Raw genomic sequence first — 25,882 nt, 5'->3', positions numbered from 1 at the left:
ATCGGCGCGGCAATGGAAGCGCGGTCCGCAGTACAGCGGCATTGGCAGCAAGGGGATGGGTTCATGCGTATCCGGAAAGCGGCCTTCGCGGCCGTTGCGTTGGTGATGGCCCTTTGCGCGACGGCAGTCGGCGCACAGACCTATTCCTACTCGATCTACGTCGACGGCGATCTCAACGCGGGCAGCGGCTGCACCGTGCCGCAGATGACCGGCGCCGATGCCCGGCTCGACGTCAGCGTCAGCGGAGGCACGTCCCCGCAGGTGGTTTCGGTCACCCGCTCGGTCTGCAACGGCAGCAGCTTCCCGGCCGGCGCCGCGATCGGCGGCGGCTATCCCGTCGGCCTGAACAACGGCGTCGGCGGCGCGGACGTCATCGAGCTCTCCGACGCGATCAGCTCCCTGCAGATCAACAACAGCGCCGGCCTTCGGCTGGCCGTCGTCGCGCAGAGCGCCGCGGGCACCGACGATCTGGTAACGACGGCGAGCGGCGGCCCGATCATTCTCGGCCTGCCGGCCCTGCCGATTCCGTTCCTGACGTTCCCCGTGCTGCTGATGCTCGTCGGGCTCGTCGCCTTCTTCGGCGCGCGTCGCGCGCGTCGCGCGGCGGTGTGGCGCACTTTGTCGCTGTTCTTCGTCGCGAGCGGCATGGTGTTCGCGGCGAACTTCGTCGTCGACGGCCAGGTCAGCGACTGGAACGGCGTGCCGCCGCTGGCCACCGATCCGGCCGGCGATGCGACCAGCGGCGAAAGCGCGATCGACGTGACCGCGCTGTTCGGCGCGATCGAGAACGGACGCGTGTTCCTGCGCATCGACGTGCGCGATCTCGAGAACAACCCGCCGACGGTCAACCCGGCGAACGCGACGACGCTCGAAGACCAGCCCGTCGTCATTGCGCTGAGCGGCACCGATCCGGAAGGCGCGCCGATCACGTTCAGCGTCGCGACGCCGCCGACCAAGGGCACGACGAGCAACCTGACCTCGACCGGCACGAACACCGCCGACATCACCTATACGCCGAACGCGAACGCGAACGGTCCTGACGGCTTCTCGGTCACGGCCAGCGACGGCCAGGGTTCGTCGGTACCGGCCGCCGTGACGATCGCGATCACCCCGGTCAACGACGCGCCGAGCTTCACGAAGGGCGCCGACCAGGCGATTCCCGAGAATGCCGGTGCGCAGAGCGTCAGCGGCTGGGCCACGGCCATCCTCGCCGGCCCGCCGGACGAAGCGGCGACCCAGACCGTGTCGTTCACGACCACGGTCGTCAGCACGACGGGCAATCTCGTGTTCTCGTCCGTGCCGGCGGTGTCGCCGGCCGGCACCCTGACCTTCACCGCGCAGAACGGCACGTCCGGCATCGCGACGGTCAGCGTCGTCGCGCAGGACAACGGCGGTACGGCCAACGGCGGCATCGACACCTCGGCCGCGCAGACCTTCACGATCAACGTCAACGCCATCAACCACGCGCCGAGCTTCACCGGCGGCGCGAGCCCGAGCTCGCTCGAAGACGCCGGCCCGCGCACGGTGACCAACTGGGCCACGGCGATCAACGACGGCGACGGCAACACCCAGATTGTCGACTTCCAGGTCACCGGCAACACGAACGCCGCGCTGTTCTCGGCGGCCCCGGCCGTTTCGCCGACCGGCACCCTGACCTATACGACGGCGCCGAATGCGAACGGCACGGCGACGATCACGCTGGTGCTGCACGACAATGGCGGCACCGCGTTCGGCGGCATCGACACGTCCGCGCCGTTCGTCTTCACGATCACGGTCACCGCGGTCAACGACGCGCCGAGCTTCACGGCCGGTCCGAACCAGAGCGTGTTCGAGAATGCCGGCCCGCAGACCGTCAATCCCTGGGCGACGGCGATCAGCCCGGGCCCGGCCGACGAATCGGCGCAGACCGTAGGCTTCACCGCGTCGGTCACCGGCACGACCGGTACGCTGGCCTTCTCGGCCGCGCCGGCGGTATCGCCGACCGGCGTACTGACCTACACGCCGCAGACCGGCACCTCGGGCACCGCGACGATCAGCGTGGTCGCGGCCGACAACGGCGGCACGGCCAACGGCGGCATCGACACCTCGGCCGCGCAGACCTTCACGATCACGGTCGCCGGCATCAACCATGCGCCGAGCTTCACGGCCGGCCCGACGCAGACCTCGCTCGAAGACGCCGGCGCGCAGAACGTGGCCGGCTGGGCCACGGCGATCAGCGACGGCGACGGCAACACGCAGGTCCTGGATTTCCAGGTCACCAACAACACGAACGCGGCGCTGTTCTCCGTCGCTCCGGCGGTGTCGCCGACGGGCGCCCTGACCTATACCGCGGCGCCAAACGCGAACGGCACGGCGACGATCACGCTCGTGCTGCACGACAACGGCGGCACCGCGAACGGCGGCACCGACACGTCGGCGCCGCAGACCTTCGTCATCAACGTGACCGCGGTCAACGACGTGCCGAGCTTCGCGGGCGGCACGTCGGCTTCGGTGCTCGAAAGCGCCGGTCCGCAGACCTTCGCCAACTTCCACACGGCGATCTCGGCCGGTCCGGCCGACGAAGCCGGCCAGACCCTGAGCTTCACGACGACGGTGCAGTCGACGACCGGCAGCCTGACCTTCAGCACGGCGCCGGCAGTGTCGGCGACGGGCACGCTGACGTTCACGGCGACCAACGGCACGTTCGGCACGGCCACGGTGCAGTCGGTGCTCGCCGACAACGGCGGCACGGCCAACGGCGGCATCGACACGTCGGCGCCGCAGACCTTCACGATCACGGTCAACAACGTCAACGACCCGCCGGTGTTCACGGTCGGTCCGACGCAGACCGTGCTCGAAGACGCCGGCGCGCAGACGGTCGCCGGTTTCCTGACCGGCATCGCCGACGGCGACGACGGCTCGCAGACGATCACGTTCAGCATCACCGCGAACACGAACGCCGCGCTGTTCAGCGCCGCGCCGGCGATCGCGAGCAACGGCACCCTGACCTATACGCCGGCCGCGAACGCGAACGGTACGGCGACGATCACGGTGCAGGCGCAGGACAACGGCGGCACCGCGAACGGCGGCAACGACACCTCGGCGCCGCAGACCTTCGTCGTCAACGTGACCGCGGTCAACGATGCGCCGAGCTTCACCGGCGGCACCGCCGCCTCGGCCCTCGAAAGCGCCGGTCCGCAGACCTTCGCCAACTTCCACACGGCGATCTCGGCCGGTCCGGCCGACGAAGCCGGCCAGACCCTGAGCTTCACGACGACGGTGCAGTCGACGACCGGCAGCCTGACCTTCAGCACGGCGCCGGCAGTGTCGGCGACGGGCACGCTGACGTTCACGGCGACCAACGGCACGTTCGGCACGGCCACGGTGCAGTCGGTGCTCGCCGACAACGGCGGCACGGCCAACGGCGGCATCGACACGTCGGCGCCGCAGACCTTCACGATCACGGTCAACAACGTCAACGACCCGCCGGTGTTCACGGTCGGTCCGACGCAGACCGTGCTCGAAGACGCCGGCGCGCAGACGGTCGCCGGTTTCCTGACCGGCATCGCCGACGGCGACGACGGCTCGCAGACGATCACGTTCAGCATCACCGCGAACACGAACGCCGCGCTGTTCAGCGCCGCGCCGGCGATCGCGAGCAACGGCACCCTGACCTATACGCCGGCCGCGAACGCGAACGGTACGGCGACGATCACGGTGCAGGCGCAGGACAACGGCGGCACCGCGAACGGCGGCAACGACACCTCGGCGCCGCAGACCTTCGTCGTTAACGTGACCGCGGTCAACGACGCACCGAGCTACACGCCGGGCGCGAATCCGAGCGTCAACGAAGATTCCGGTCCCGCGAGCATCGCGTGGGCCACGGCGATTTCGTCCGGTCCGCCCGACGAGTCCGGCCAGTCGTTCGGCTTCAACGTCGCGACCGTCAGCGGCGGCGCGCTGTTCTCGGCGCTGCCGACGGTCTCGGTCGCCGGCCAGCTGACCTTCACGCCGGCGCCGAACGCGAGCGGCACGGCGACGTTCACCGTCACCCTGCAGGACAACGGCGGCACCGCGAACGGCGGCGTCGACACGTCCGCGCCGGCCACGTTGACGATCACGATCAATGCGCTCGACGATGCGCCGGTCGCGGTCAACGACAGCGCGACCGTCAACGAAGACTCGGGCGCGACGGCGGTCAACGTGCTCGCCAACGACACCGACATCGACGGCGGTCCGATCTCGATCGCGTCGGTCACGCAGCCGCTCAACGGCGTCGTCGTGATCACCGGCGGCGGCACGGGCCTGACCTACGCGCCGAATCCGAACTACTGCAACGCGCCTCCGGGCACGACGCCCGATACGTTCACCTACACGCTGACACCGGGCGGCAGCACCGGCACGGTGTCGATGACGGTCACCTGCGTCGACGACAATCCGGTCGCGGTCAATGACAGCGCGACGATCACGGAAGACGATCCGGCCACGGCCATTCCCGTGCTCGCGAACGACACCGACGTCGACGGCGGTGCGATCACGATCACTGCGGTGACTCAGCCGGCCAACGGCATCGTCGCGATCACCAGCGGCGGCACGGGCCTGACCTACCTGCCGAACCCGAACTACTGCAATGCGCCGACGCCGGGTACGCCCGACACGTTCACCTATACGCTGACGCCGGGCGGTTCCACGGCTACGGTCAGCGTCAGCGTGACTTGCGTCGTCGACAATCCGGTCGCGGTCAACGATGCGGCGACGATCCTCGAAGACGCGGCCGCTACGGCGATCAACGTGCTCGGCAACGACTCGAATCCGGATGGCTCGCCGATCAGCGTCGGTTCGGTCACGCAGCCGGCCAACGGCGTCGTCGTCATCACCGGCGGCGGCACGGGCCTGACCTACCAGCCGAATCCGAACTACTGCAACGCGCCTCCGGGTACGACGCTCGACACGTTCACCTACACGATCTCGCCGGGCGGCAGCGTCGGCACCGTGACGGTGACCGTGACCTGCGTCGACGACGCGCCGGTCGCCGTGGCGGACAGCGCGACCGTGCTCGAAGACGCGGCCGCGACCGCGGTCAACGTGCTGGCGAACGACACCGACGTGGACGGCGGTCCGAAGTCCGTCGGTTCGGTCACGCAGCCGGCCAACGGCATCGTCGCGATCACCGGGGGCGGCACGGGCCTGACCTACCAGCCGAACCCGAACTACTGCAACAACCCGCCTGGCACGACGCTCGACACCTTCACCTACACGCTGGCGCCGGGCGGCAGCTCGACCACGGTCACGATCACGGTCACCTGCGTCAACGATCCGCCGGTTCCGCCGGCCGTGCCGAACATTCCGGTGCACACGCACATCGCGATCGGCGTCAACGACGGCACGACGGGCGATCTGCTGATTCCTGGTGCGATCACCGATCCGGACAGCAGCAACTTCGTGATCACCGGCGCGCCGTCGACGACGGCCAACGGCGGCGAACTCGCCGTCAACGCGGCGACCGGTGCGTTCACCTACAACCCGCCGCCCGACTTCACGGGCAACGACACCTTCACGTTCACGGTCTGCGACGACGGCACGCCGGTGGCCTGCAGCGGCGCAGTGACCGTGACGTTGGTCGTCAGCGGTCCGAAGATCTGGTTCGTCGATGACGACGCCGTCGTCGTCGGTACGCCGGACGGTACGCTGCTGCAGCCGCTGCCGACCTTGACCGCAGCGGCCGGCGTGGTTGCGGCGGGCGAACGCATCTTCGTGTTCAGCGGCAATTACACGACCGGCATCACGCTCGCGTCCGGCGTCGAACTCGTCGGCCACGGTATCGACGCGGCCACCGTGAACGACTTCGACGGCGAGCTGGCGATCACGCCGCCGAGCAACAGCATCGTGCGTCCGCTCGTCGACCAGACGCCGCCGGTGCTCACCAATGCGAGCGGTGCGGCCATCACCGTGACGAACAACAACACGATCCGCGGTGTGCAGATCGGCAACGTGAACACGGCGGCGATCAGCGGCACGGGCTTCGGCACGCTGACGGTGTTCGACGACGTGCGCATCAGCACCAACAACAAGGCGCTCGATCTGACCAACGGCACGTTCTCGCCGGGCTCGGTGTTCAGCGCGTTCACTTCGACCGCGGGCGTCAACAACGTCGATCTCGACAATGTCGGCGGCATCGTCGATCTCGGCACCGGTGCGCTCAGCGGCGCGACCGGAACCGCGTTCTCGGTCGTCAACGGCAGCACCGTGCAGATCACCTATGCGGGCACGATCACCAAGGCCTCGGCCGGTGCGCTGATCGACATCGACACGAAGCCCTCCGGCAACGTGACGCTGAACGGTGCGCTGTCGGCCACGGCCGGTACGGGTATCCGCCTGAACAACGTCGATTCCAACTTCAGCGCGTCGGGCGTCGTCACGCTCAACGGCGGGGATGCGGCGATCGACGTGCTCGCGGGCAGCGCCGGCACGATCAACTTCAGCAACGCGGCCTCGGCGATCACGAATCCGACGAACGAAACGGTGGTCATCAACTCGAGCTCGCCGACGTTCACGTTCGCGGGTGCCATCACCAAGAACAACAACTCCGTCAACGGCATCCGCATCGACGGCAACACGGCCGGTTCGGCCTCGTTCCCGAATTCGACGCTGACCTTGTCGACGGGTACCGCGAACGCGGTCCAGCTTGCGAACAACGGCACGATGACGACGACGTTCACGGGCGGCGCGCTGACGCTGTCGACGACGACCGGTACGGCCTTCAACGCAACCGGCAGCGGCAACGTCGCCGTCACGGGGGCGACGAACACGGCCACGGCCACGGCCGGCATGGGCCTGCAGATCGACAACAACACGATCACGGCGGCCGGCGTCACGTTCCGCAGCATCAACTCGACCGGCGGCACGAACGGCATCCGCCTCAACAACACCGGCGCCAACGCGGGCCTCACCGTGACCGGAACGGGCACGGCCGGCAGCGGCGGCACGATCTCGAACGCGACCACCACCGGCATCTCGCTGGCGGCGACGCGCAGCGTTTCGCTCAACCGCATGAATATCTCGGGCAGCGGCGACGACGGCATCAACGGTGCCACCGTCACCAACTTCACCTGCGACTTCTGCGTGCTGACGAACAACGGCAACAGCACGACCGACGAAGGCATGCAGTTCAGCGACCTCGCCGGCACGGCGAACGTCACGAACTCGACGTTCACGAACTCGGCGCACAACAGTGTCTACATCCAGAACACGACGGGCACGCTGGCGGCGCTGACCATCAACGCCAACAACTTCACGAGCAACAGTGCGGCCAACGGCAACCATCATGTGCTGATCGAAGGCGTGACCGGTACGCCGGTGTTCACCGACATCGACGTGACGAACAACACCGTCGCCAACGCGGCTTCGATCGGCGTGCAGATCGTCGGCAACAACACCACGTCGATGCCGAGCGTCACGGTGACCGGCAATACCTTCACCAACAACATCCTCGCGATCGATGCGTCGCTGGTGCAGGGTTCCAACATGACGTTCAACATCAACAACAACACGGTCAACACGACCGTCGCTGCGGGTAGCCATGCGATCAACTCGAACCAGGGCGTTCCGAGCACGGGTACAGTGCGCGGCCGCATCGACAACGTGCAGATCGGCACGGCCGGATCGGTCGGTTCGGGCTCGCCGATCGGCAACGGCGTGCGCGTCATCGGCAACGACAACGGCACGAAGCAGTACATCGTGACCAACACGACGATCCGCGAGACGCGCAACGGCCGCGGTATTGAAGTCGTGAACCGCAACGGCACCGGCCGCATGGATGCGACCGTCACCAACAACAACGTGAACACCGATGCGCTTCCGGCGAACCTGCCGCTGTCGGCGATCCTCGTGCAGTCCAACTGTGTCGGCACCTGCAATGCGATTCGCGCCGACGTGGCCGCCAACAGCGTCACGGTGCCGTCGGGCGGTTGCGCGTTCGACCTGACCGGCGTCTGCCTTGCTCTGGTCGAGACCAGCACGTCGACCTGCGAGCTGCTGGATCGCGCGCCGACCGGCGCGGCTTCGGCCAACGCGGAACTCGTCGGCAACAATCCGGCCAGCACGAGCACCAGCGCGAGTGCCGGTTGTGCATTGACTCTCACGGCACCGATTGTGCCGCCCTGATCAACGGCCGGGGCGGTATTGCGTTCAGGGGGAACGGGGCTCCCCACACAGCCCCGGAGGAGAAACGCGATGGCAGAGCCGTTCCTTTCCGAAATACGCATCATGAGTTTCGTGTTCGCGCCAAAAGGCTGGGCCCTGTGCAACGGCCAGCTCTTGCCGATCAATCAGAATCAGGGGCTTTTTTCTTTGCTCGGCACGACCTTCGGTGGTGACGGGCGCGTCAACTTCGCGCTGCCCGACCTGCGCGGCCGCGTGCCGATCCACGTCGGCAGCGGTCATACGCTGGGCGAGCGCGGCGGTGAGCAGGCGCACACCCTGTCCATCTCCGAGATTCCGACGCACACGCATGTGATGAATGCGACGAGCAAGACCGGCGATGCCAATCCAGCCGTTCCGCTCAGCAACATCTTCGCGAAGCCGGCCCTGCCGGCCTACGGCCCTGCGACGAACCTGGTCGCCCTTGCACCGAGCACGCTCGCCAACGTCGGCGGCTCGCAGGCTCATCTCAACATGCAGCCTTTCCTGACGCTGAGCTTCTGCATCGCCTTGCAGGGCATCTTCCCGTCGGCCACCTGAGGATCAGCACATGGCACAACCCTATGTCGGAGAAATCCGCATGTTTGCGGGCAACTTTGCGCCAGCCGGGTGGATGTTCTGCGAAGGCCAGCTCTTGCCCATCTCCGAAAACGAAACCCTGTTCAACCTGATCGGCACGACCTACGGCGGCGATGGCCAGAGCACCTTTGCCCTGCCCGACCTGCGCGGTCGCCTTCCGCTGCATCAAGGCAACGGATTCATCCTCGCGGAAACCGGCGGCGCGGAAGAAATCACGCTGACCGCGTCACAGATTCCGGCGCATTCCCATCCGTTCCTCGGCAGCGCGTCGGTGGCGACCGATACGTCGCCGCTCGGTACGGTGGTGGCGCAGACCTCGACGTTCGATTTCTACCAGTCGACGCCGGGCGCCATCGTGATGGCGCCGCAGAGCGTTTCGCCGGTCGGCGGCAGTCAGCCGCATACGAACTTCCAGCCGTATCTCTGCGTCGACTTCATCATTTCGCTGTTTGGCATCTTCCCGTCGCCGACCTGAGGAGAACTGACATGGCCGATCCTTTCGTCGCCGAAATCCGCATCTTCCCGTTCAACTTCGCACCGCGCGGCTGGGCCTGGTGTGACGGCCAGCTCCTGCCGCTGTCGCAGAACACCGCGTTGTTCTCGCTGCTCGGAACGACCTATGGCGGCAACGGCAAATCGAACTTCGCCTTGCCGGACCTGCAGGGTCGCGCGCCGATGCATCCGGGGCAGGGGCCGGGTCTGTCGCTGCACGACCTCGGCGAGACAGGGGGCAGCGAAACGGTTACGCTGCTCGAGTCCGAGATCCCGTCGCATGCGCATGCGTTCAATGCGAGCGGTGCTCCGGCCGATGCGCAGACGCCGGCGGGCTATTCGCCGGCGCGCGTCAGCGGTGCATTGCCGTATACGGCGCCGGCCGGTGCGCCGCTCGGTGCCATGTCGCCCAATGCCATTGCACCGGCAGGCGGCGATCAACCGCACAACAACATGCAGCCGTACCTGACGTTTTACTTCTGTATCGCCCTGCAAGGGGTATTTCCGCCGCGAGGCTAAGCAAACGCACTGGGAGTGCATATGCGACGTCGCGAGTTTCTCCAGAACAGCCTGCGGGGGGCAGGCACGATGGCTGCGCTGTCGATACCACTCCCCCTTCTCGCCGCGATACCGGCAACGGTATCCGGCGTCACCCTGGCGCGCTGTGTCGGCGAAGGCCCCGCAGCGCAGTGGACCGCACTGGCGGCCTGCGAGGCCGTCTGTTCCGGATCGGAACGCGTACGCATCGATATCGACGCGCTCGCGTTCCCGGACGGTTACGAGTCGGTCGCGATCGATGCGATGTTCGTCACCGAGAACGGCCTGCGGCCGTTCCGCATGGCGAGCTTCCGCCGCGACGCGATTTCCGCGCTGAGCAAGCCGTTCGGGTTCGAGGCCGGACGTGCCGGACTCGCCGGCTTGCGCATCGAGCGCCGTCTGCGCGACCGCGAGGTCGGAACGGCCGCATCGAGCCTGATCGGCGGCGTCCACACCGAGATCGCACCAGGACGTTACGTGCTCGCCATCGGTTCCGGCGACGCCGACGTGTCGCTCGCGAACGTGGCCGTGCCGGCGCAGCCGGCCGACGCCGTCGTGCTGCGGGACGGCAACGCACCGGCCTTCGGCTACCTGACGTTCACGGTGCGGGCCATCGAGGTCTGATGCCGGCTGCCGATTACCGCACGCCGCTGGCGGCAGCGCTGGCGGCGCAAGCGGCGAACCTGCGGCTGCGCGAAGAGACCGGGGCCGACGCCGATTTCGTCGTCGCGCTCTACACGGACACGCGCTGGGAAGAACTGCGACAGGCGCAGTGGCCCGAAGCGGCGGTGCGCGAGTTCCTTGCCCAGCAGAGCCGATTGCAGTCGGACCACTACCGCCTGCATTACCCCGGAGCCGAGCTGTTGCTGATCGAACGTGCGGAAGCCGGCACGGTCACGCCGATCGGGCGCATCTACCTGCGTGCCGGCAACGAAGAAGTCCGGCTCATGGACATCGCGCTGCTCGCCTCGGAATGCGGCCGCGGCATCGGCACGGCGCTGGTCGTCGCGCTGCAGCAGGAAGTCGCGCGACGCGGTCAGCGCCTGACCCTGCACGTCGAGCCGAACAATCCGGCGCAGCGGCTCTATGCACGGCTCGGGTTCGCACGGATCGAGAACCGCGGCGTCTACGACTTCCTCGGCTGGCCCGCGGCTGCCGCGCTCAGTTGAGCACGGCTTCGAAGCGGGTACGTCCGTTCTGCACGTCGATGGGAACGAGAAACAGCGGCAGGACGCCGAGCTCGGGATGCTGCAGGTGGTAAATGCCCTGATCGCCGCGCGTCTGTGGCGGAGCGAGCAGGATCAGCGAGAATGCCGTGCCGCGCGGCGAAGGCGATACGAGCCGCTCGACGGCTCCGAGCTCGAAGGCGAAATCCGTATCGACGATCGGCAGCTTCGTGCCGATCAATGACTCGAAGTGTTCGGGCTTGAGGGCGGCGAGATCGAACATGGCAGTCCTGGACGCTGGCTATGGAGCACTATGGTAGCGATCCACGTGAATTTATGTTTCGGCGGACACGGCGAGCGCCCGACCGCCGCCGTTGGAGCGAAACTGACACGAAGCGCGCAGGGCGCAACGCGTTCTACGTGGCGGTGACGAAGAATCAGGGGGATTTCATGAGCGTTTCCATGCGGCAACGGGTCCGCCGTTGGCGGACGGCACTCGGCGTTCTGCTGTTGTGCGGCGGCTGCGGTGCGGCATCGGCCGATAACGGCGTCGCCGAAGCGGCCAACGGCAATGCGGTAGGGCCGGTCCTGCTGGCGCCGCAGGGCGACGATATGTTCGCGCTGCTGCGCTACGGCGGCACGGACGATTCGCTGCTCGATCGCATCTTCGCGAGCCGATACGAAACGGCTGCCGCGATCAACGGCTATGTCGACGTCGTGTTGAGCCCCGACGGCATCGCCCACCCTTACGCACCCTACGTGCTGTTCGACGCGCCGTCCTGCGAGGGCCGTGCCTTCATTTCCAGCGCGGCTGCGCGTCCGGCGCGCTATCTGCGCGCCGCGATCGTCGGGGCGGATTCCAAACTGTTCATCGCGAGCAGCGATCACACTTCGCACGTGGCTATCGAGAGCCAGCTCGGCGCAGCCGGCTGCCGGCCGTACCGTCATCGCATCACCGCGTACCCGGTGCAGGCCGCCGGCACCTTGCTCGACCGGTTGCCGCCGCCGTATCGCGTGCAGGCCGTTCGCTGACTTCGACGGCGCGGGCCCTGCGAGGTCCGCGCCGCTGCTCCGAAACGTACGAAGGACTCAGCGGAACGCCGCGACCGTGGCGCGCGTGTTGTTCAACACGCGGGCATTGTCGTTGCGGTTCGTCGTGCCCATGGCGCGGCCGCCGTAGGTCTTGCTCGGATTCGACCAGTAGTTGATGCGCGTGCAGGTCGTGCTCGAGCAGGCGTAGGCCATGATCGTGCGCCAGCCGCCGGCCGTGGACTGGAAGCCGTGTCCGTAGGCGTAGGGCGTATTGGTCGGATCGTTGGCGGGATCGTGCCGCGCCGACTGCAGATGGCCGATCTCGTGGGCGAACGAGTAGTAGCCCGTCGCGCAGTCCCAGTAGACCTCGGCGAACGCCGTGCTCGCGCTCGCACCGATCGCCGACGCCAGGCCGCAATAGGCCGTGTTGTTGACGATCAGCACGGCGACGTCGGCCGTGACGCTGTTGCGCTGGGTGTGGATCGCGTCCATGTAGCCGTCGGACGTGCCGCGGTAGCGCGCGAGATCGGTGTCGAAATTGCCGGTCTCGGTATAGGTCACCTGCGACTTGGCCGCGAGCTGCATCGTGATCTGCACGCCGCTGTTGGCGTAGCCTTGGTTGGACTCGGCCACGGCCAGGTTGATCAGCGCGTTGATGTCGCCGGACACGCTGGCGACCTTCTGCGTGTAGTTCACGAGTACGCGGATCACCGTGTTCGCGTTGACGGCCTTGCTGCCGGCGGGCAGCGGCGCGGCCTGCTGGAACAGCTTGCGATAATCGGCCGGCGGATGATCCGGCGGCAGCGCGTGCTCGTCGGTCTCGACGACGACGTGACGCGCGTCGTGCAGCGGGCGGATCTTGAACAACTGGCCGCCGACGCGGACGTTGCCGGTGATCTTGTCGCCGTTGCGCACGAGGATGACCGAGTTCATGGCGTCCTCGGCGATCTCGTCCGGCCCCATCTCCCGCGCGAGCGCCGTTTCGGCGATGCTGCCCTGCCAGATCAGGCTGCCGTCCTCGGCGTAGTAACTGTTGCTGTATTGCGCGGTCAGCTTGACCGGACCGTTGATGTCGAGGTCCAGGGTCAGGCTCTTCGTATCGGCCTGCAGCGCCGCCGCATTGACCAGGACCACGTCGATCCGGGCCGAGGCCGGCTCGGCGGCCAGCGCGTCGAACGCGGCATCGCCCTGCACGGCGCGATAGACCGCCGGCACCGGCGCGAACAACGACGGCGATCCCTGCGCTGCGGCCATTCCCGACGCCAGCAGACCCGCTCCCGTCACACTCCAGAGTAAGAACCGTTTCATTCCGCATCTCTCCCCACGACGAGCGCGCGATGCGAATCCGGCGCGGCAAGGAGTCGCGCGCCTATCGGGTCACGAAAGCAGCCGGATTCCCCCAACCCCCTCGGACGCCGCCGCGCGGACGCGGCGGCGAATAAGGTTGCGGAGCCTCCCCAGGACACCGCGGATCTTGGATTCCAGGCTACTCGGGAAACGCGTGCGTTTCGGCTCAGGCGGCGGGATCGGCCTGCAGGCGCTCGACGACCGTCGTCGTCGCACGAGCCCGGTTCAAGGTATAAAAATGCAGCGCCGGCGCGCCGCCGGCGATCAGGCGGCGGCACAGCGCCGTGACGACGTCGGCGCCGAATTCGCGGATCGCGTCGTGGTCGTCGCCGAAGGACTGCAGGCGGCGCGCGACCCAGCGCGGGATCTCCGCGCCGCAGAGCTCGGAAAAACGGCGCAATTGGGAATAGTTCGTGATCGGCATGATGCCCGGCACGATGGGCACCTTGACGCCGAGCCGGCGCGCGTCGTCGACGAAGCGGAAATATGCGTCGGGGTTGTAGAAATACTGCGTGATCACGCCGTTCGCGCCGGCCTCGACCTTGCGCTTGAAATGCAGCAGGTCGGCCTGGGCGTCGTCGGACTGCGGATGGATTTCCGGATAGCCGGCCACTTCGATGTGGAAGAAATCGCCGGTCTCCTCGCGGATGAACGCGACGAGGTCGCTCGCGTAGCGGAAGTCGCCGTAGCTGGCCATGCCCGAGGGCAGGTCGCCGCGCAGCGCGACGATGCGGCGGCAGCCCTTTTCGCGATACAGCTGCAGCAGGCTGCGGATCTCCGCGCGCGTGCCGCCCATGCAGGACAGGTGCGGCGCGGCGTCCAGGCCGTGCTGCTCGCGCAGCTGGCAGACCGTGTCGGGCGTGTAGCTCAGGGTCGACCCGCCGGCGCCGAAGGTCACCGAGACGTATTCGGGATTCAGCGCCTTGAGCGCCGGCAGCGCCTTGTCCAGGGTTTCGCGCTGCTCGTCCGTCTTGGGCGGAAAGAATTCCAGCGAAACCGGAATCGGCAGGCGGGACGGGGCGGTCGCGGGCATTGCGGGAGTCCTGGACGGAAAGGGCGGGTAAGGGCGCGGACCGGGAACGGACACGCGGACGCGCAATATATCTCGACTTCCGGATACAGAGATAGATAGCTGCCGGCGGCCATGCTGGATCAGGCCGCCCGCACGGCGCCGATGAACGCGGCGAGCTTCCGCGCATCGAGGCGCCCGTCGCTGCGCACGCCGTTGCAGAGATCCAGGCCGAACGGCCGGACCGTGCGGATCGCGTCGGCGACGTTGTCCGGGCGCAGGCCGCCCGCCAGGAACACCGGCTTGCCGCAGCGCTCGACGATCGCGCGGCTCAGGGCCCAGTCGTGCACGCGTCCGGTGCCGCCGAGCTCCTTGACCGCGAGCGCCGGATTGCCCGAGTCCAGCAGCAGCGCGTCGACCGCCGGCGCGAGCGCGACCGCCTCGTCGACCGATGCGGCATCGACGACATGGACGACCTGGACCAGTGCGATGCCCGGCAGCGCCTCGCGCAGTCGCGCGTGAGTGCCCGGCGCCACCGCGTCGACGAGCTGCACGGTATTGCAGCGGCAGCGCCGCTGCTGCGCGACGATCGCGTCGGCGTCGGTCGACGACGTCAGCAGGAACGTCGCGATCGGCGGCGGCACCGTCGCCGCGATCGCCGCGATCGCGGCTTCGTCGATGACGCCGGGACCGCTCGGCATGGCCGAGACCAGCCCGAGCGCGTCCACGCCCTCGCCGATGGCCAGCGCGGCTTCGGCCGGGTCGCGGATGCAGCAGATCTTGATGCGCGGCGGCGGCTGGGACATGGGAAGGCCCGGTTCGAAAAGGGCGCACAGCATGCCGCGCGGACCGGCAGGTTCCAAGCGCGCATCGTTGACACTTCGTCGCGCCGCGGCTGCTGCACAATGCGGTCATGTCGAGTCCGACCGCCGAAGGCGTTTCCAGCGACGCGCAGTTCCGCCGCCGGCGCGAGCTCGCCGAAACTGCGGCGCGCGGCGGTCTCGGCGGTGCGTTCTACGTGCTCGGCTGGCTCGTCGTTGCCTACGGCGCCGGTCTGCATCGGTCGCGGCCGCTGCTCGCGGCCGGCCTGACCGGCCTGTTCCTGCTGCTCGCCGGATTGCGTCTCGCGCTCGGCCGCCGCAGCGCGGGGCAGGCCGAGCCGATCGCGCCGCTGCTGTCGGCCTGGTGGCTGCTGCTGCTGACCACGGCCGCGCTCTGGGGCGGGCTGGCCGTCTGGGTGCTGCTTGACCCGCAGATGCAGCCGGCCCGGCTCGTCGCGCTGATCTGCACCGTGGCCTATGCGACCGCGTTCGCGCACACGTTCGCGATGCGCTGGCACTACGCGTTGCTCGCGATAGCGCTATTGTTCCTGCCGAGCGTCGTGCTGTCCTGGTTCGTCGTCGGCTTCGGCGGCGTCGCGTTCGCGCTGAGCGTGTTCCTGGTCTACCTGCTGTCGGCATTGCGCCAGAGCCGGCAGCAGTACGAGCGCCAGCTGCTGCTGGAGCTCGCGCTGCTGCACCAGCGCGACCTCTACGAAAAGCAGAGCCGGACCGACGCGCTGACCGGCCTGGACAACCGGCGCGAGTTCGCGTTCAACCTCGAACGCGCGCTGATCGCCGACGGACCGCTGTCGCTGCTGCTGATCGACATCGACCATTTCAAGCTGATCAACGACCGCTACGGCCATGCCGCCGGCGACGCCGTGCTGACCGCGTTCGCCGACCAGCTGCGTGAGCACTTCGACGGCCGCGGCGCGCGCCTCGCGCGGATCGGCGGCGAGGAATTCGCGGTACTGCTGGCCGGCGCCGACGAAGACGCCGCGGCCGCCGCGGCGCTGGCGTTGTGCCGGCGGCTGGCCCGCGCACCGCTCGCGCCGAACGCCGAGCGCGGCGCCGTCACGGTCAGCATCGGCGTCGGCGAACTGCGCGCCGAGCGCGGCCAGCGCAGCGACGATTTCCTCGCCGCGGTCGACCGATCGCTCTATCGCGCCAAGGCCGAAGGCCGCAACCGCGTCTGCCGCGTCGAGCGCTGAGCGCGGCGCCCGACCGCTGTGCCGGCCTGCCGGCGCGCAGCCTGGGAGAAACGGCTGCCTCGATGCACTTTCCCTGCACAACGTCTGCTGGGGGAAGGAACATGGGCGTCGTCAATCCCACGCGCGAGCGCCTGGTGCTCTGTTTCGACGGCACCTGGAACAGCCTCGCATCGCATACCAACGTATCGAACCTGTACGCGCAGATCGCCGACGAAACCTGCGGGCTGGCGTCGCAGCGGAAGTTCTACGACGAGGGCGTCGGCACTGGCCAGTTCGACCGGATCCGCGGCGGTGCCTTCGGCATGGGCATGGATCGCAACATCCGCACCGGCTACGCCTGGCTCGCCACGCAATTCACCGCGCAGCCCACGCCCGTGCGCTCCCCCGCGCCGGCTCCGGTCGCCGCGGCGAGCTGCGCGACGCGGCCGGCGACCGGCATCCAGCGCCTGGCCAACGGCGACCTGCCGTCCACGCCGCAGCCGCGAGAGGGACTGGAGTTCGTGACCGGTCCCGACATTTTCCTGTTCGGTTTTTCGCGCGGCGCGTTCACCGCGCGCAGCCTCGCCGGGCTGATCAACTTTCTCGGCATTCCGAGGCAGCTCGGCCGGAACAGGAAAGCCGCGAGCCTGGCCCTCGCGGACGATCCGCAGATCCGCGACGCGTGGGAGCTCTATCGCACCCGGCCCAAGCCCGGCGCCAGGCTCACCGACACCTACGCGAAGCGGCTCGACGCGTTTCGCCAGAACTGCCATTACCCGGTGCGGATCCATTTCGTCGGCGTCTGGGACACGGTAGGCGCGCTGGGCATTCCGCGTGTGTTCGACGAGGACTGGCTGTGGCGGTTTTCCAACCGCTACGAATTTCACGACACCCGCCTCGGTGCCGGTGTGCGCAATGCGTTTCATGCGCTGGCCATCGACGAGCATCGCCTGCCGTACACGCCGGCGTTGTGGACCGACGCGGCGCCGACGACCGAAGCCGTGGAGCAGCGCTGGTTTCCCGGCGCGCACGCCGATGTCGGCGGCGGTTACGAGAACTGCCTGCTGCCGGCGCCGCCGCTGAAGTGGATCGCCGACCGCGCGGCCGAATGCGGCCTGGAATTCCTCAACGACCGGCGCACGGCGGTGGCCGGACAGATCCCGCCGTCCCTGGCGCAGGCGCCGGCGTCCTTCGAGCTCGACGGCAGGGAGCACCTGTCTCCCGTGCACGACAGCTATGCGAGTTTCCTCGGCGGAACCTACAAGGCGATGCGCTCGCTGCCGTTCGTCGGCGGCGGTCCGGTGTACCGGCGCATGCTCGTGCGGCTCGACGGCATCAACCAGACCGTCGATCCGACGGCGTTCGCCAAATGGCGCGCCGACGACGACTACCGCCCGCCGAATCTCGCCCAGGCCGGCCGCACCGACGTCTCGTTCAACGCGGTTTCCGACCCGGCTCCGGATGGAAAGAACTATGTCGTCAGCGCGGGAGCCGTGTGATGGCCATTCTCAACCTGCTGACCTGCCTGGTCTTCGTGTTCCTCGTGTTCTCGATCGTCGTCAGCGGCATCCTGGAGTGGTGGGCGCAGTTTCGCGGCCTGCGCGGAAAATGGCTGCTGCTCGGCGTGAAGCGCCTGATCGACGACGAGGCGATCTCCGACCGATTGCTGCAGCATCCGCTGATCGGCGGCCTCTATCGGGACCGTGCGGCGCGCGGCAAGCCGCCGTCGTACGTCGAGCCGCCCAATTTCTCGCTCGCGCTGGCCGCCGTGGTGCTGCGCCGCGCCGCCGCGACGTCGGGGGGCGCCTCCACCACGTTGACGTTCCAGGGTCTGGTCGACGCGACCCAGGCGCTGGCCCGCCAGAACTCGCCGCTGGCGGACTCCCTGCTGCCCATCCTCGATCGCGCCAACGGCGAACTGGCCGCCGCGTTGAAGGGACTGGAGGATTGGTTCGGCGCGGGCATGAAACGTGTCAGCGGCTGGTACAAGGCGGCCGCGCAGCGCCGGCTGTTCGTCGTCGGCCTGCTGGCGGCAGCGCTGTTCAACGTCGATGCGATCGCGATTTTCCGCGCGCTCGACGGCGCCCCCGAACTGACTTCCCGCATCGCCGGCCAGGTGGCCGATTCCGTGCGCGACAAGCGTCTCGGCCCGGTCGACGGGGCCGCGATCGCCGAAGGCACGCTCACGCCGCAGCAGGCGCAGGAACTGGCCCGGTGGGCGCTGTCGCTCGGCGCCGGGCAGATTCCGCTGGGCTATGCCTGCATCGCCGCGGCGAACGTCGTCGGTTCGGTCAAGCCCGAGGGCAACGCGACGCCGGACGGCAACGTGCTGAAGGACGCGGCGCGGGCCTGCGGCGACGAGTTCGCCCGGCGCGCGAAGCAGTGGACCTTGTCGGACTGGCTCGTGAAGCTGCTCGGCTGGGCCGTGACGGCGCTCGCCGGAACTCTCGGCGCTCCGTATTGGTTCGGCCTGCTGGCCAAGGTAGTCGGCCTGCGCGGCAGCGGAACCAGACCCGCCGAGCCGGCGAAGTCGTAGGCGCCGCCAGCCGGTTCGCCGGCAGCCAGGCGCACGGGACTCGGGCGCGCTGCCGGCGCGGCGGCTGCGCGTCCCGGCTCGCGCAGCGATTCCGGGCGGTGGGCCGGCGCCGCCGGGATTCTCGCTGCTCGGGTAAAACCGGCTTTCGGATCACTGCCTTGCCAAGCTTGAGAAATCCTTGAAATCCGCATCAAGCAGCGCCGGCGGCGCCTCGCTGCAATGCACCGATGGCGGCGGTCGTGCCGCCATCCCGGGTGTCATCGAAACAAGGATTTCTGTTCCATGCGTGCTTCCCGTCTTTTCGCCCCGGCAGGTTTCGGCCTGCTGCTGGGATGTTCCTGCGTCCATGCGTCCGACTTCCAGGTCACGCGCCTGGACGACAGCAATCCACCGCAGCCCGGCATGCTGCGTGCGGCCGTCGCCGCGGCCAACGCGGCACCGGGCGCGGACCGCATTTTCATCGCGTCCGGCGGCACGGTGTCGCTGACCGCCGGCGAGCTGACGATCACCGGCGCGCTCGAGATCCAGGGGCTGGGACCGGCGACGAGCGGGATCGACCCCGGCGCCGCGTCGCGCGCGCTGAGCATCGTCGGCGACATCAACCATCCCGACGCCGTCGACGTCGTGCTGCGCGGGCTCTCGTTCACCGGCGGCAGCAGCGGCAACACCGGCGGCGGCGCGGTCGCGGTGCTGGATTTCGCCAGAGCGCGCGTGGAGAACTGCGTGTTCGCCGGCAATCGCGCCCAGGCCTCGGGCGGCGCGCTGTACGTGTACCAGAGCCGGCTGACCCTGCTCGACTCGGTGCTGCGCGAGAACGCGGCCGCGGATGTCGGCGGCGCGCTGGCGGCGGAGGAAAGCCAGGTGCGCGTGGAGCGCAGCGTGTTCGTCGCCAACGACGCCGCGTTCGGCGGCGCCGCCGGCGCCACCGGCGTGACCACCCGTTTCGACCTGATCGCCAGCCGCGTCGAGAACAATACGGCCGCCCATTCCGGCGGCGGACTGGCCTTGTCGGTGCCGGACGTCGGGATCACCGCGAGCACGCTCAGCGGCAACGCGGCGGAATACGCCGGCGGCGGCGCCTATCTGCTCGGCGTCACCGATGCCGGTGCGCTGCTCGTGCAGAACAGCACGCTGTCGGGCAACACGGTGCGGCACGAGGCGGGACACGGCTCGGGCGTGGCTCTCGTGCACGGGCGGCTGCAGCTGCGCAACAGCACGGTCGCGTACAACCGGGCGCCGGCCGCCGACGCGGCCGGCGACGGCATCGGCATCGGCGGCGGCGTCTACGTCGGCGAAGGCGGGCACACGCTGGAGCTGATCAGCACCGTCGTGGCCGGCAATACGCGCGGCTCCGCCCTGCTGCCGAGCGAGCTCGCGCGCGGCGTGGACATCGACGGTCCGCCGAGCCTGCTGTCGGCCCGGCGCAGCCTGATCCGCGTCGCGCCGGAAGCGGGCGTGCTCAACGGCGTCAGCGTCGACAACCTTGTCGATGTGGACCCGCTGCTGCTGCCGCTCGCCGGCAACGGCGGTGCGGTGCCGACCCACGCGCTCGGTGTCGGCAGCCCGGCCTGCGAGCGCGGGGAGGACACGACGGGCCTGTCCTACGACGAACGCGGCGCGCCGTTCGCGCGTCGCTACGGCGTCGTCGATGTCGGCGCCTACGAGTACCGCGCCGACACGATCTTCCTCGGCGACTTCGAGAACCACCCGGAGGGCAGCTACGGCTGCTCGCGGCGCTGAACGGCGCGGCCGGAAACGATGCCGGCCCGCGCGCGGCAGGCCTGCGCGGCGCCGGTCAGATGGTCCAGTCGGGCCCGGGCAGGGCCAGCAGCGCGGCGCGCAGGCTGTCGTTCCATTGCCGGCGCACGAGATTGAGATAGGCGTCGTCGTCGCCGAGACGCTGCTGCTGGGTGATCGTCAGCGTGTCGCGGCGGTACAGCAGCAGATCGATCGGCGGGCCTACCGAGAGATTGGAGCGCATGGTCGAATCCAGCGAGACCAGCGCGCATTTGGTCGCCTCGGCCAGCGAGGTGTCGTAGCGCACGATGCGGTCGAGGATCGGCTTGCCGAACTTGATCTCGCCGGTCTGGAACCACGGCGTGTCCGGATTGCTCTCGATGAAATTGCCTTCGGAATAGACGAGGAACAGGCGCGGCGCCTCGCCGGCTATCTGTCCGCCGACGATGAACGAGCCGCTGGGATCGATGCCGCTGGAGCGCAGATAGGGCTCGTCGCGCTTGCGGATCTCGCGCAGCGCGTCGCCGACGAGTCCGGCGACCTCGAACAGCGAGCTCGCGTTGTATACCGAGGACTGTTCCGGCGCGTGCCGGGCGCGGTGTTCGAGCAGGTTCATCGCGTTCTGGGTCAGCGACAGGTTGCCCGCGGACAAGGTCACGATCAGGCGCTGGCCCGGCACGGCGAACACGCGCATCTTGCTCGCGCGGCGCACATCGTCGACGCCGGCGTTGGTGCGCGAGTCGGAGGCGAACAGCAGTCCCTGTTCGAGATTCAGGCCTATGCAGTAGGTCATGGATTCGACACTGGCTCAGGAAGCGGCGGAGGCGGATTCTGCCGCCCCGCCGCGGCGGCGGAAAGGGAATGCCGGGCCGGAGCGGTCCGCTCCGGCCGCGGTGCGCGGCGGCTTCGCGCCACGGCTCAGCCCGCCCCCTGGTTCTGCTGCGCCGGCAGCGGAGCGGCGAGATCGGTGGACACCATGAACTGGCGATGGATTTCCTCGCCGAGCCGGATCAGTCTGCCCATCGCATCCTGCAGCCAGGCCTCCAGGCCGGTGGCGAGGACTTCGTCGATGCGCGCGTAGCGCGACTGCGCGGCCAGCGCGCCGGCCCGGCGCACCGCCTCCAGCGGTTGGCCGCCGGCCAGGGTCTGCAGCACCTGGTGCAGGGTCTGGGTGCAGGTCGCCAGCGAGCGCGGATTGGTCTCCTGCAGCAGCATGAGCTCGGCCACGCGTGCGGCGCTGACCGATTCGCGATAGAGCCGGCGGTAAGTCTCGAATGCCGACAGCGACTGCAGCAGCGCGCTCCAGCGGAAGTAGTCGATCGCATCCTGGCCGTCGCCGCCCTCGGCGTCCTCGCTGCCGGCGATGTCGAGCAGGCGTATGGCCCAGTCGGCGCGTTCGATGAACGCGCCGAGCTGCAGGAAGTGATAGCCCTCGCCGCGGCCCAGTGTGCCTATGGTCACGCCGCGGAACGAAGCCGAGCGGCTCTTGACCCATTCGAGCAGGTTGCTGATGCCCTCGCCGTGGATGCGCGCCCAGCTGTTGCCGCGCATGTCCAGCCAGGACGTGTTGAGATCCTCGTACATTTCCGCGGTGATCGCGACGCGCTGCGCGCGCGCGGCTTCGCGCGCCGCGCGCAGGCAGTTGTAGATCGACGAGGGATTGTCCGCGGCGAGCAGCAGATGTTGCAGCACGGTTTCCGCGTCGATGCCGCCGTAGCGCGCGCGCACGGCCTGGGCCATGCCCAGCGCTTCCAGCGCGCGGCGCCACGGCGCCGCCTCGGCCTTGCCGCGGTCGTAGCGTTCGGGCAACTGCGCGATGCGCAGGGTCACGTCGATCAGGCGCGCGGTGTTCTCCGCGCGCTCCATGTGGCGCGAGGCCCAGTAGAGGTCGTTGGCCGTGCGGCAGAGCATCAGGCGCCTCCTTCCAGTACCCAGGTGTCCTTGGTGCCGCCGCCCTGGGACGAATTGACGACGAGGGAGCCCTCGCGCAGGGCCACGCGCGTGAGTCCGCCCGGAATCACGTGGATGCGCCGGCCGCAGAGGATGTACGGGCGCAGGTCGATGTGCCGCGGCGCGAGGCCGCTCTCGACGAAGGTCGGGCAGGTCGACAGCGACAGCGTCGGCTGCGCGATGTAGTTGTCGGGCGCGGCCAGGATGCGCGCTCGGAAGGCCTCGATTTCCGCGCTGCTCGCGGCCGGGCCGACCAGCATGCCGTAGCCGCCGGCACCGTGGACCTCTTTCACGACGAGCTCGGCGAGATGTTCCAGCGTGTAGCGCAGGTCGTCCTCGCGCCGCAGCTGGTAGGTCGGCACGTTGTGCAGTATCGGCTCCTCGCTGAGGTAGAAGCGGATCATCGCCGGCACGTAGGGATAGACCGACTTGTCGTCGCCGACGCCGGTGCCCGGCGCGTTGGCCAGCGTCACGCGGCCGGCGCGGTAGGCGTCGAACAGGCCCGGCACGCCGAGCAGCGAATCGGGCCGGAACACGGTCGGATCGAGATAGTCGTCGTTGATGCGCCGGTAGATCACGTGCACGCGCTGGGGTCCGCGCGTCGTGCGCGCATATACGGCCGCGTCGCGCACGAACAGGTCGGCGCCCTCGACGAGCTCCACGCCCATCTGCTGGGCCAGGAACGCATGCTCGAAATAGGCCGAGTTCGCCGAGCCCGGCGTCAGCACGGCGACGACCGGATTGTCGATGCCGGCCGGCGCGGCCTCGCGCAGGATTTCCAGCAGCGCGTCCGGATAGCGCTCCACCGGCGCGATCTGCTGGCGATTGAACAGCTCCGGTATCAGCCGCGCCATCATGCGCCGGTTCTCGAGCATGTAGGACACGCCCGAGGGCACGCGCAGGTTGTCCTCGAGCACGTAGTATTCGCCGTCGCCGGCGCGCACGAGGTCGATGCCCGACACGTGCGACCAGGTGCCGCCGGGTACGCGGATGCCGCACATCTCGCGGCGGTATTCGCTGTTGTGCAGCACGAGCTCGCGCGGCACCAGGCCTTCGCGCAGGATGCGCTGCTCGCCGTAGACGTCGTCGAGGAACAGGTTCAGCGCGTGCACGCGCTGGCGCAGCCCGGCCTCGAGCTGCCTCCACTCCGCGGCCGGTACGATGCGCGGCACGAGATCGAACGGAATCAGCCGCTCGTTGCCGGATTCCTCGCCGTAGACCGAAAACGTGATGCCGACCCGATGGAAGGCGATTTCGGCCTCGCGCCGCTTGCGTTCGATCTGCGGTTCGGGCGTGGACTGCAGCCAATGGTCGAACGCGTGGTAGTGCGTGCGCACGCCGCCGCCGCGGTCGTGCATTTCATCGAAGCCGTTCGGCATCCCCATGCCCCCGATCGATAGCGGAGGCGCACCCTCCGGCTTCGTGATAGCACGGCGACGGCGGCCTGCCTAGATGTTGCGATGCAGCAGGGGCTTGGCTATTAGTAGGGGCTGCATCGGCCGTCGTGCGGTTGCCGGCCGCCGGCGGTGGTGCGGATGCGAAGGCGCCGATACGAAAAAGCCGCCGGTTTCCCGGCGGCTTCGCATCGTGCGGCGCGGCAGGCGGCGGCCTGCGGCGACCTCAGTAGCGGTAGTGCTCCGGCTTGTACGGACCGTCGACGTCGACGCCGAGGTAGGCGGCCTGTTCCGCCGTGAGCTTGGTCAGCTTCACGCCGATCTTTTCCAGATGCAGGCGCGCGACTTCCTCGTCGAGCTTCTTCGGCAGGCGGTAGACGGTCTTCTCGTAGACATCCTTGTTGGCCCAGAGGTCGATCTGCGCGAGCGTCTGGTTCGAGAACGAGTTCGACATGACGAAGCTCGGGTGGCCCGTGGCGCAGCCGAGGTTCACGAGGCGGCCTTCGGCCAGCAGGAACATCTCGCGGCCGTTCGGCAGGACGTACTTGTCCACCTGCGGCTTGATGTTGACCTTCCTGACACCCGGCAGCGTGTTCAGCGCGTCGACCTGGATCTCGTTGTCGAAATGGCCGATGTTGCAGACGATGGCCTGGTCCTTCATCTGCTGCATGTGCGCGACGGTGATGACGTCCTTGTTGCCGGTCGTCGTCACGTAGATGTCGGCGATGCCGAGCGAGGATTCCAGCGTATCGACCTGGAAGCCTTCCATCGCGGCCTGCAGCGCGTTGATCGGGTCGATCTCGGTCACGATCACGCGGCAGCCGTAGGCGCGCAGGCTGTGGGCCGAGCCCTTGCCGACGTCGCCGTAACCGGCGACGACGGCGACCTTGCCGGCGAGCATCACGTCCATCGCGCGCTTGAGGCCGTCGGCCAGCGATTCGCGGCAGCCGTACAGATTGTCGAACTTCGACTTGGTGACCGAGTCGTTGACGTTGATCGCCGGCACGAGCAGCTTGCCGGCCTCCATCATCTGGTAGAGGCGGTGCACGCCGGTCGTCGTTTCTTCGGAGACGCCGCGCCATTCCTTGACGATCGCGGTCCAAAAGCCGGCCGGGCGCTCCTTGGCGACGCGCTTGAGCAGGTTCTTGATGACCTGTTCCTCATGCGAGGACGAGGCGGTGTTGACCCAGTCCGAACCCTGTTCGAGCTCGTAGCCCTTGTGGATCAGCAGGGTGACGTCGCCGCCGTCGTCGACGACGAGCTCCGGGCCCTTGCCGTTCGGATGGATCACGCAGTCGAGCGTGCAGTCCCAGTACTCTTCGAGCGTCTCGCCCTTCCAGGCGAACACCGGCACGCCGGCGGCGGCGATCGCGGCGGCGGCATGGTCCTGGGTGGAGAAGATGTTGCAGGAGGCCCAGCGCACCGAGGCGCCGAGGTCGACCAGGGTCTCGATCAGCACCGCGGTCTGGATGGTCATGTGCAGCGAGCCGGTCACGCGCACGCCCTTGAGCGGCTTGGCCGCGGCGTACTTCTTGCGGATCGACATCAGGCCCGGCATCTCGTGCTCGGCGATCTCGATTTCCTTGCGGCCCCAGTCGGCCAGGGACATGTCGGCGACTTTGTAGTCGTGCTGCGGCTTTGCGACGGCATTCATGGTGAACTCCAGTGCTTTAGGGCGGGCGCGGTGTCGGATTGGAACCCGATTCCGCCGAGCCTGATTCCGCTTCGCGATGACCCAGCGAACGGACTTGCAGCGCCCCTCGGCGGCGAGAGGGCGCGGATTATATCGCCGATTCCGGATGGAAGGATATGTTGCAGGCGGGCTGGTCCGTGCGGGCCTGCGGTACGACCGCCGGGGCGCTTCGCGGCGGCTCGAGGCCGCCGGCCGGAGCGGGACGGCGCCGCGGCGACGGC

Annotated in this window: 19 protein-coding genes and 1 riboswitch; of the genes, 11 read left to right on the top strand and 8 right to left on the bottom strand. The window is 68.5% G+C overall.

The features are described 5' to 3' along the window. Window positions 1–63: 63 nt before the first annotated feature. The 6 genes from NON22_RS01350 to NON22_RS01325 all read left to right on the top strand — a co-directional run bounded on the left by NON22_RS01350 (window position 64) and on the right by NON22_RS01325 (window position 10,955). Complete coding sequence (locus NON22_RS01350) at window positions 64–8,142, top strand: tandem-95 repeat protein (RefSeq protein ID WP_257385095.1); 8,079 nt, start codon at window positions 64–66, stop codon at window positions 8,140–8,142. Window positions 8,143–8,211: 69 nt separating this feature from the next. Continuing rightward, a complete protein-coding gene (locus NON22_RS01345) occupies window positions 8,212–8,718 on the top strand; it encodes a phage tail protein (RefSeq protein ID WP_257385093.1) in 507 nt (168 codons plus the stop codon). Window positions 8,719–8,728: 10 nt separating this feature from the next. Then, a complete protein-coding gene (locus tag NON22_RS01340) occupies window positions 8,729–9,232 on the top strand; it encodes a phage tail protein (RefSeq protein WP_257385092.1) in 504 nt (167 codons plus the stop codon). A gap of 11 nt (window positions 9,233–9,243) precedes the next feature. Beyond that, window positions 9,244–9,768, top strand: coding sequence for a phage tail protein (locus NON22_RS01335; protein WP_257385091.1), 525 nt, complete (start codon window positions 9,244–9,246; stop codon window positions 9,766–9,768). Between the two features lie 69 nt (window positions 9,769–9,837). Beyond that, the gene (locus NON22_RS01330) at window positions 9,838–10,410 is read left to right on the top strand and encodes a hypothetical protein (protein WP_257385090.1); all 573 of its coding nucleotides are present in this window, start codon (window positions 9,838–9,840) and stop codon (window positions 10,408–10,410) included. Beyond that, a complete protein-coding gene (locus NON22_RS01325; protein ID WP_257385089.1) occupies window positions 10,410–10,955 on the top strand; it encodes a GNAT family N-acetyltransferase in 546 nt (181 codons plus the stop codon). The genes NON22_RS01330 and NON22_RS01325 overlap by 1 nt, the downstream gene beginning before the upstream one ends. Here the strand turns inward: NON22_RS01325 and NON22_RS01320 are convergent. Then, complete coding sequence (locus NON22_RS01320) at window positions 10,948–11,235, bottom strand: DUF6916 family protein (RefSeq protein WP_257385088.1); 288 nt, start codon at window positions 11,233–11,235, stop codon at window positions 10,948–10,950. The two genes, NON22_RS01325 and NON22_RS01320, sit on opposite strands and share 8 nt — an antisense overlap. 137 nt (window positions 11,236–11,372) lie before the next feature. On the opposite strand from NON22_RS01320, the gene NON22_RS01315 reads away from it, so the two are divergent. Beyond that, complete coding sequence (locus NON22_RS01315; RefSeq protein WP_257385087.1) at window positions 11,373–11,984, top strand: hypothetical protein; 612 nt, start codon at window positions 11,373–11,375, stop codon at window positions 11,982–11,984. A gap of 57 nt (window positions 11,985–12,041) precedes the next feature. On the opposite strand, the gene NON22_RS01310 is transcribed toward NON22_RS01315, so the two are convergent. From NON22_RS01310 to NON22_RS01300, 3 genes are all read right to left on the bottom strand, one after another. Continuing rightward, window positions 12,042–13,292, bottom strand: coding sequence for a zinc-dependent metalloprotease (locus tag NON22_RS01310; protein ID WP_257385086.1), 1,251 nt, complete (start codon window positions 13,290–13,292; stop codon window positions 12,042–12,044). Window positions 13,293–13,497: 205 nt separating this feature from the next. Next, entirely contained in the window at window positions 13,498–14,364 is an 867-nt protein-coding gene (gene metF, locus NON22_RS01305) for a methylenetetrahydrofolate reductase [NAD(P)H] (protein ID WP_257385085.1), read from the bottom strand. Window positions 14,365–14,483: 119 nt separating this feature from the next. After that, on the bottom strand, window positions 14,484–15,146 hold the full coding sequence (locus tag NON22_RS01300) for a phosphoribosylanthranilate isomerase (protein ID WP_257385084.1): 663 nt from the start codon (window positions 15,144–15,146) through the stop codon (window positions 14,484–14,486). Window positions 15,147–15,253: 107 nt separating this feature from the next. On the opposite strand from NON22_RS01300, the gene NON22_RS01295 reads away from it, so the two are divergent. The 4 genes from NON22_RS01295 to NON22_RS01280 all read left to right on the top strand — a co-directional run bounded on the left by NON22_RS01295 (window position 15,254) and on the right by NON22_RS01280 (window position 20,627). Continuing rightward, window positions 15,254–16,372 carry a GGDEF domain-containing protein gene (locus tag NON22_RS01295; protein WP_257385083.1) on the top strand — a complete coding sequence of 373 codons (1,119 nt, stop codon included), beginning with the start codon at window positions 15,254–15,256 and terminating at the stop codon, window positions 16,370–16,372. Window positions 16,373–16,473: 101 nt separating this feature from the next. Continuing rightward, entirely contained in the window at window positions 16,474–17,850 is a 1,377-nt protein-coding gene (locus NON22_RS01290) for a DUF2235 domain-containing protein (RefSeq protein WP_257385082.1), read from the top strand. Further along, window positions 17,850–18,887 (top strand): hypothetical protein, encoded by a 1,038-nt coding sequence (locus tag NON22_RS01285; RefSeq protein WP_257385081.1) that lies wholly within the window; start codon window positions 17,850–17,852, stop codon window positions 18,885–18,887. The genes NON22_RS01290 and NON22_RS01285 overlap by 1 nt, the downstream gene beginning before the upstream one ends. Window positions 18,888–19,169: 282 nt before the next feature. Continuing rightward, on the top strand, window positions 19,170–20,627 hold the full coding sequence (locus tag NON22_RS01280) for a choice-of-anchor Q domain-containing protein (protein ID WP_257385080.1): 1,458 nt from the start codon (window positions 19,170–19,172) through the stop codon (window positions 20,625–20,627). A gap of 55 nt (window positions 20,628–20,682) precedes the next feature. On the opposite strand, the gene NON22_RS01275 is transcribed toward NON22_RS01280, so the two are convergent. From NON22_RS01275 to ahcY, 4 genes are all read right to left on the bottom strand, one after another. Continuing rightward, window positions 20,683–21,417 (bottom strand): proteasome-type protease, encoded by a 735-nt coding sequence (locus tag NON22_RS01275; protein ID WP_257385079.1) that lies wholly within the window; start codon window positions 21,415–21,417, stop codon window positions 20,683–20,685. A gap of 125 nt (window positions 21,418–21,542) precedes the next feature. Continuing rightward, window positions 21,543–22,535 carry an alpha-E domain-containing protein gene (locus NON22_RS01270; protein ID WP_257385078.1) on the bottom strand — a complete coding sequence of 331 codons (993 nt, stop codon included), beginning with the start codon at window positions 22,533–22,535 and terminating at the stop codon, window positions 21,543–21,545. Next, window positions 22,535–23,953 carry a circularly permuted type 2 ATP-grasp protein gene (locus NON22_RS01265; protein ID WP_306673579.1) on the bottom strand — a complete coding sequence of 473 codons (1,419 nt, stop codon included), beginning with the start codon at window positions 23,951–23,953 and terminating at the stop codon, window positions 22,535–22,537. The genes NON22_RS01270 and NON22_RS01265 overlap by 1 nt, the downstream gene beginning before the upstream one ends. 241 nt (window positions 23,954–24,194) lie before the next feature. Further along, the gene (ahcY, locus tag NON22_RS01260; RefSeq protein ID WP_257385076.1) at window positions 24,195–25,622 is read right to left on the bottom strand and encodes an adenosylhomocysteinase; all 1,428 of its coding nucleotides are present in this window, start codon (window positions 25,620–25,622) and stop codon (window positions 24,195–24,197) included. A gap of 16 nt (window positions 25,623–25,638) precedes the next feature. Further along, window positions 25,639–25,736: riboswitch (S-adenosyl-L-homocysteine riboswitch) on the bottom strand. Between the last annotated feature and the right edge of the window lie 146 nt (window positions 25,737–25,882).

This window comes from Tahibacter caeni, from assembly GCF_024609805.1.
GTDB classification, from domain to species: Bacteria; Pseudomonadota; Gammaproteobacteria; order Xanthomonadales; family Rhodanobacteraceae; genus Tahibacter; species Tahibacter caeni.
This window is presented reverse-complemented; position numbering and strand designations above follow the sequence as displayed.